This is a genomic window from Haloarcula sp. JP-Z28 (assembly GCF_011440255.1).
Taxonomy (GTDB): Archaea; Halobacteriota; Halobacteria; order Halobacteriales; family Haloarculaceae; genus Haloarcula; species Haloarcula marismortui.
This window is the reverse complement of the sequence record NZ_JAAOHT010000050.1, coordinates 25,295-32,710: the sequence shown is the minus strand read 5'-3', so window position 1 is coordinate 32,710 and position 7,416 is coordinate 25,295. Positions and strand designations below refer to the sequence as shown.

The window sequence follows — 7,416 nt, the reverse complement described above, 5'->3', positions numbered from 1 at the left end:
GTACTGGGGCAACGTCTCCGTCGACGCCAACAGGTCGGCGGTGACACAGCCGCGGGTCCTCGAACTACGACCGAACTGCGAGCGGCCGCCGGGACTCGTCGTCCACATTCAGGTGCTGGCGCTGCAGAACAACGACCCGGCGACGAACGAGGGCATCAACACCACCTGGCAGTTCGCGTCCCCGTCGAACCGGGACCTGACAGGACCGTACGCGAACTTCGTCCGGACAATCCAGAGCGGATTCGAACCGCTCCTGAACGCGACGGGCGTGCGGTACGGACCACTCGACCGCGACGGCGACACCGCGTCACAGCCAGTGACGGTCGTCAACGGGACCGGAGCGACGACGAGCTACCGGTGGACGGTCGAAAAGCAGACCGAGGCGCCCTACGAGGGCTGCTGGATGACGGCGGGCGTCGCGCCGGCCTAGCCCTCCATCCCGCTGAAGGAGAGGCCGCCTTCGATGTAGCGCTGGGCGAACAGGTACGCCAGCATGATCGGCGAGGCGAAGGTGAGCGCGAACGCGGAGAAGCGCGCCCACGGGATGGAGTACTCGTCAACCATCGCGTACAGGCCGACCGGCAGCGTGTAGTTCTCCGTCCCCAGCAGCGTCTGGGCGACGACGAACTCCGTCCAGCCGGTGAGGAAGACGAAGATGAACACCGTCGCCAGCCCGGCAGTCGACATCGGAATGATAACCTCCGTGACGACCCGCCACGGCGGCGCACCGTCGACGACGGCAGCCTCCTCGTAGGAGACCGGGATGCCGTCCATGTAGGTCTTCAGCAACCACGTGTTGAACGGCACGGCAGTCGCAGCGTAGTACACCGCAAGCGCCAGCTTGCTGTCGTTGATGCCGAACTGGACGTACAGCGCGTACATCCCAATGAGCAGGGCAACGCCGAGGCCGCCCCCGACCTGCGTCATCAGCACGTAGAGGAACAGGACCTTTCGGCGGAAGAGGAACTCCCGGCGCGAGAGGGCATACGCTGCCGGAATAATAAGCGACATCGCGATCAGCACGGTCGGAATCGCTACCATGAGGCTGTTCCAGAAGAAGTGCTTGAAATCCGACGGACGGTCGACGCCGTAGTCGGAGGCGTCCAGAATTTCGATCCCCGGCGTCTGGAACACGAAGGCGAGGTCAGTGAACGGGATGGCGGCGGAGATCGAATACGACGGGACGATAAGGTCGCCGATAACCCAGATGAACGGTTTGACCGTTGGATTCGCGGGAAACAGCGAGAAGCTCTCTGAGGTGTACAGCGAGCTTCCGGAGCCGGAGAGAGCCGCCATCAGAATCCAGTAGATCGGGAAGAGGAGTGCCAGCACCACCAGTGTCGCGCCAATCGTCGAGAGGATGACCTTCAGAACCTCCGACGCGGGTAGCTCGCCGCGACGGACCGCCTGCACAGTGTAGGACCACTTTCGAACGGTTCGGGCGGGCATCGTGGCGAATGTCTTGATGTCATCGCTGAGCTTCCGGGCGATTGCACCAAGCAACATCAGTCGTTCACCCCGTCGGCGAGTTTCCCTTTCTTGACGTTGAGCCACATGAACGCGCCGATGAACACGAGCGCGATGATGCTGATGGCCGCACCACGACCGTACTGCTGGAACGACAGTGCCTCACGATAGCCGTAGACGACGATGAGTTCGTTCGCCCGTGCCGGGCCGCCTTGGTTGAACACGAACGGAATGAGGAACTGCTGGAACGACGCCGCAGATGTCAGAATCGACGCAAACAGGACGGGCCGCTTGATCGACGGCAGGGTGATGTGGGCAAAGCGTGCCAGGAACCCCGCGCCGTCGACGACGGCCGCCTCGTGGAGTTCTTCGGGCACGTCCTGGAGTGCGCTGACGGTGATGATGACCATGAACGGGTACGCCAGCCACGCCTCCGTGACGTTGTATGCGACGAAGGCAGTCCAGCGGCCCGAGAGCCACGCGACCGAACTCGCCCCGAACGCGGTCAGTAGCTGGTTCATCAGTCCGAACTCGGCGGAACTGAAGATGCCGCGCCACACGGTGATAGTGAAAATCGGCGGCAGCCCCATCGGGAAGATGATGAGCGAGCGCAGGACACGCTTGCCACGGACGAGTTCGCTGGTCACGACGAGTGCGATAGCCAGACTCGCTCCGATTTTGAGCGTGACGCTCGTGGCGACAAACAGCCAGGTGACACCGAAGGAGTTCCAGAACTGGCCGTCAGTCAGCACGTCAGCGTAGTTCTCCAGCCCGACGAACAGCGCGTCACCGAACGTGAGCACGGCAACGACGCCCTCGCCGGCGAATAGATTCGCCGGCTGGGCGTTGGTAAAGGAGATCCCCAGCAGATAGAGGACCGGGAACAGCATGAACGCCGAGAAGACGAACAGCCCCGGGAGCACTAACAGTAACGACGCGTCGTCCCGCGTCAGAAACGGGACCGACTCGATGCGGTCCGCCGCTCGTGAAACGGTACTCATGGGCGCTTCTTACTCCCAGTTGCTGCGGATTTCCTCGGCGGCGGTTGTCAGCGCATCCTCGGCGCTCGAATCGCCGTTGAACGCCTCGATAAGAGCGTTCTCAAGCGGCGACCACACCTTGTTCATGCGCGGGTCGGTCGGCATCGGGACCCCCTGGCTGACGGTCTGGGAGTACGTCTGGACGTGGTCGGGGAGTTCGTCGCTGCCGACGAGGCTGTCGAGCACCGGAATCGAACCCTGCTCCTCGGCGAGTCGCGTGGCGTGGTCCTCGTTGGTAGCGAACCACTCGACGAAGTTCCGGGCGGCCGTGGCGTCGGCCCCGCCCTCGCTCATCGCGTCTGCGAAGTACCACATCGAGATGCCGGTGTACGGCGTCACCTCGCCGCCGTCGATATCGGGGAACGTCGCCACTTCGTAGTTCACGTCGCTCTGGTTCAGCGTCGCCAGATACCACGGTCCGTTGACCGCGAAGGCGGCGTTCCCCTCGGAGAACGTCGCAGCCTGCGGTTCGTAGTTCGGGTCGTCGGGCATGTACGGACGGAGGGTGTCGAGAGCGAACTGGAGCCCCTCGATAGCTTCGTCGGCATCCAGCCCGAGCGCCGGGTCCTGCTCCGGGTCGAAGTAGTAGCCACCGAAGGCCTGTATCCACCCGCTCGTGAAGTACGGGTCAAACGGCGCGGCGAGGCCGTACTGGCTGCTGCTCGGGTCGTGGTACGATTCCATGGCCGACACCATGTCGTCGATAGTCTCGGGCGCTTCGTTGACGATGTCCGTGTTGTAGATGAGCGTCACCGTCTCCGCCGAGTGCGGGAGGCCGACGACGGCGTCGTCGAACTGGACGGCGGAGGCGGCGGCGTCCGTGAACTGGTCTAAGCTCACGGAGAGTTCGTCGGACTGGTCGACGACGAACTCGCGCTGGTAGTAGTCGCCCACCCAGTCGTGTGCCCACTCGAAGACCTCCGGCCCCTGCCCGGCCGGAATCGCGCTCGTGGTCTTCTTTTCCATGTTGGAGATGTCCGACCCGTCGACGCCGAACTCCGTCTCACTCGCGAACGTCTCCATCGCGTCCTCGCGGGCAGGTATCTCTGAATCCTGAAGCTGGTACCACGCCGTCGCGGTCCCGCCGGACTGCTGACTCCCGCCGCTTGCCCCATCGCCCGATCCGTCGCCGGAAGCCGTTTCCCCCTCTGAGCCGCCACTGCCCTGCTCTTGCACACTACAGCCAGCAAGGGCTGTAGCCGCCCCGACACCGCCGATCCGTTTGAGCACCGTCCGTCGTTCCATTGTCATGGGTAGATATGGGATGAAATAGTCTTTCACAACTTAAATCATTCGGAAATAGAAGGAGACAATGATGATAGATTCCGAGAGCCGGTGTGAAATCGTCTCGCTGTGTATCGGTTTCAGTAAACCGGCCGTGGTAGAATAAACGAAGTAATATTTTTTCTAAAATCTAACCAGAAGCGTAACACTCACAGTACCGACCCCGCACCGTAGGCGTATGCATCATCCAGGACCGCCGCGGTTCGCCACCGTCGGCGAATCGGTGGAACTGGCCCCGCGCCAGCCCGACCCCGACATGGCTGCCGAGTGGCGGCTAGTCAAGCGGCCAGCTGCGAGTACGGCAACGCTTGGCGACGGCCCAATCGGTCACCTCGAACCAGACACTCCGGGCGTCTATCGAGCCGAGCTAATCGTGCCGGACGGCACACACGGGCAAGTCGTCCGAGCGTTCCCGAGCATCACCGAGACGGCCCGGTTCAGCGTCACGAAAGACGACTTCGACTACGACGACGATACCGGCGGCCTCGACGACCGCGCCATCGTTATCGGGACGTTCAACGATTTCACGATGGGCATCCACTGGGCCGAGCGCGACGGCGACGAGTGGGTCATCGAGGCCGAACTCCCACCGGGAACCCACCACGCCATTTTCAGTTTCGACGGCTCCTTCGAATCGACCGCGACCGACGAGGTCACCGTCGAAGGCCCCGGTCGCCCCCGGGTCGAACTCACCGGCGAGACGGTGGACGGAGACTTCGTCGTCTCGGCGGACGCCCGCGCGGCCCCGTCGGGGAGCGAACCGGAAGTCGAGTTCTATCTCGACGGCCGCGACGCGCTGGAAGAGTCGGCCGTGACCATCGACGGCGACGAACTCCGGGTGCCACACGAAGGCCTGGCGGAGATGGCCCGCGTTCACGCGGTTGCCGTCGCCGAGCGCCACAGCGTCGCGGACACGCTAATCGTGGAGTGTGGCAGGGAAAGCGAGGACGCGGGCACGGGCGAGACAGTGTCCGTCTCGCGGCCGGCCGACCCGCCGGCCTGGGCCAGCGACGCCACCATCTACGAGATATTCGTCCGGTCGTTCGCCGGCGAAACCGTCGACACGACCTTCGAGGCTATCGAGCGGCGGGTCCCCTATATCGAGTCGCTGGGCGTCGACGTAGTGTGGCTCACCCCTGTTCAGGCAAGTCCGACCCGCCACGGCTACCACATCACTGACTTCTTTGACACTGCCGAGGACCTGGGAACACGCGAAGAGTTCGAGTCGCTGGTCGACCGACTCCACGACGCCGGGATTCGGGTTGTCTTCGACCTAGTCATCAACCACAGCTCGTGGGACCACCCGGCGTTCCAGCTTCACCGGGCCGGTGTCCCCGAGTACGCCGACTATTACGAGCGAATCCCGGTGTCACAGGATGTCTCCGACGTCGACTGGGCAGGAACGGATGCGCCGGGTTACTACTTCAACTGGACACGGATTCCGAACCTCAACTACGATTCGCTCGACGTTCGGCGCTGGATGCTCGACGTGGTCGAGGAGTGGCGCGACGTGGTCGACGGGTTCCGCTGTGACGTTGCCTGGGGTGTACCACACGGCTTCTGGAAGGAGGTCCGGGAGCGGGTGAAAGCCGACGACCCGGAGTTCCTGCTACTCGACGAGACGGTGCCGCGTGACGCCGCCTTCGCCGAGAACGAGTTCGACCTCCACTACGACACGGACCTGTTCGACACGCTCCGTGACATCGGGACGGGCGCGGAACCGGCGTCGGCGCTGTTCGAAGCACTCGACGCGACGGCCGAGCACGGCTATCCCGACCGTGCCGGCCACATGCGGTATGTCGACAACCACGACGAAGACCGCTACCTCGACCAGTACGGGGCCGCGTCACTACGGGCGGCTGTCGGGGCCACGTTTACCCTCCCCGGGACGCCGATGATATACGCCGGGCAGGAACGGGGCGTCGAACAGCAACGCGGGACGATGCGCTGGCACGACGGCGACAACGACTTAACCGACTTCCACCGGCAACTGGTGGCGCTGCGAGCGGACCACGCGGCACTGCGCGCGCCCGGGGTGTGCCCGGTTGCCCACACCGTCGAGACAGGCGATGCTGACAGAGTCGTCGCGTACGAGCGCACCGACGGCGATGAGACGCTGGTGGTCGTCCTGCACTTCGGCGACGGAACAGCGAAGGTCTCACTCGACACCATCGACGAAGAGACCGACCTTCTCAGCGGCAATCCGGTCGGCGGCGACGGGACAGTCGAGGTCGGCGATATCGTTGTGGTACCGGCGGCGAGAGAGCGCTGACAGCGCTCGGTTCCACAACCGAACCGACTCCGCTAGAACTTCTATGAAAAATCCCATCAAACTTATTAGCGATGGGTGTGAGACTCCGTGTAATGGCGAGTCTCGAACTAGACGGTCTCCGCAAGGAGTTCGACGGTGGCTCCATCGTGGCGGTCGACGACATCGACCTGTCCATCGACGATGGGGAGTTCGTAACGGTCGTCGGCCCGTCGGGGTGTGGGAAATCGACGACACTGCGGATGATTGCCGGGCTTGAGCGGCCGACGAGCGGCCGTATCCGCATCGGCGACGAGGACGTAACAGACGTCCACGCCCGCAAGCGCGACGTGGCGATGGTGTTCCAGAACTACGCGCTGTACCCGCACAAGTCCATCCGACAGAACATGGCGTTTGGCCTCCGGATGAGCACGGACCTCTCGAAGGCGGAACGGCAGGAGCGAGTCACCGAGACGGCGGAGATGATGGGTATCGGCGACCTGCTTGATGACACGCCGGACCAGCTCTCCGGCGGCCAGAAGCAGCGGGTCGCGCTCGGGCGCGCCATTGTCCGCGAGCCCGACGTGTTCCTCTTCGACGAGCCACTCAGCAACCTCGACGCGAAGCTCCGGACGACGATGCGGACGGAAATCCAGCGCCTGCAAGAAGAGCTCGGAATTACGGCTGTCTACGTCACCCACGACCAGGAAGAAGCCATGACCATGGGCGACCGCATCGTCATCCTCAACGACGGGAAGCTCCAGCAGGCCGGCCGGCCGAAGACGGTGTACGAGAACCCGACGAACCAGTTCGTCGGCGGCTTCGTCGGCTCGCCCTCGATGAACTTCCTCGACGTGACCGCGGAGCCGCTCAGCAGCGGCGTACGGCTTACCGGCGCGCACGACGACTTTTCCTATGACCTCACGGGCGGCCGCGCCAGTGCCTTCGGCGACATCCAGCGCGGGTCGTACGTGCTGGGTATCCGACCGGAGCACGTTTCGGTCAGCGACGGCGGCGACCAGAACGCCGTCCCGGCGACAGTCGACGTGCTCGAACCCATCGGCAGCGACAACTATCTCTATCTCGACCTGGGCGAATCGAAGACCGGATTCGAGGGCGATGGCGCGCCGGATTTCATCGCCAGGGTCAGCACCGACGTTGAGCCGGCCATCGGCGACCGTGTGCAGGTGTCGTTCGACGAATCCGCCGTCCATCTGTTCGACCCGGAGACCGGAGAAGCTGTTACGGCCGGCGAGGACGCGCCCGTTGCAACGCCACAGTAGGGCAGCAGTCAGTGGTCCGGTCCCGGACGTAGTCACTGTTTTCGGTCAGGCAGACATTCTTCCATTCCTTCGCGATGCTCCGAAGTGAACAGGC

At 63.8% G+C, this 7,416-nt stretch carries 6 protein-coding genes; 3 read left to right on the top strand and 3 right to left on the bottom strand.

The window, feature by feature from the left end; all coding sequences use genetic code 11:
• Positions 1-430 (top strand): DUF4864 domain-containing protein (locus tag G9463_RS16320; RefSeq protein WP_165897281.1); only part of this gene is annotated, 430 nt, incomplete at its 5' end.
• Here the strand turns inward: G9463_RS16320 and G9463_RS16315 are convergent.
• Genes G9463_RS16315 through G9463_RS16305 form a run of 3 tightly spaced genes read right to left on the bottom strand, consistent with a single transcriptional unit; the run spans position 427 to position 3,758 of the window.
• Positions 427-1,506, bottom strand: a complete 1,080-nt coding sequence (locus tag G9463_RS16315) for a sugar ABC transporter permease (RefSeq protein WP_165897280.1) — start codon at positions 1,504-1,506, stop codon at positions 427-429. The genes G9463_RS16320 and G9463_RS16315 overlap by 4 nt on opposite strands.
• The gene (locus G9463_RS16310) at positions 1,506-2,468 is read right to left on the bottom strand and encodes a carbohydrate ABC transporter permease (protein WP_011224170.1); all 963 of its coding nucleotides are present in this window, start codon (positions 2,466-2,468) and stop codon (positions 1,506-1,508) included. The genes G9463_RS16315 and G9463_RS16310 overlap by 1 nt, the downstream gene beginning before the upstream one ends.
• A gap of 9 nt (positions 2,469-2,477) precedes the next feature.
• On the bottom strand, positions 2,478-3,758 hold the full coding sequence (locus G9463_RS16305) for a substrate-binding domain-containing protein (RefSeq protein WP_193569658.1): 1,281 nt from the start codon (positions 3,756-3,758) through the stop codon (positions 2,478-2,480).
• A 211-nt stretch (positions 3,759-3,969) separates the two neighbouring features.
• Here G9463_RS16305 and G9463_RS16300 point away from each other — a divergent pair, with 211 nt between their 5' ends.
• Positions 3,970-6,063: an alpha-amylase family glycosyl hydrolase gene (locus tag G9463_RS16300; RefSeq protein WP_165897278.1), complete on the top strand. Its 2,094-nt coding sequence runs from the start codon at positions 3,970-3,972 to the stop codon at positions 6,061-6,063.
• A gap of 92 nt (positions 6,064-6,155) precedes the next feature.
• Positions 6,156-7,322, top strand: a complete 1,167-nt coding sequence (locus G9463_RS16295) for an ABC transporter ATP-binding protein (protein ID WP_004959020.1) — start codon at positions 6,156-6,158, stop codon at positions 7,320-7,322.
• Positions 7,323-7,416 lie beyond the last annotated feature (94 nt).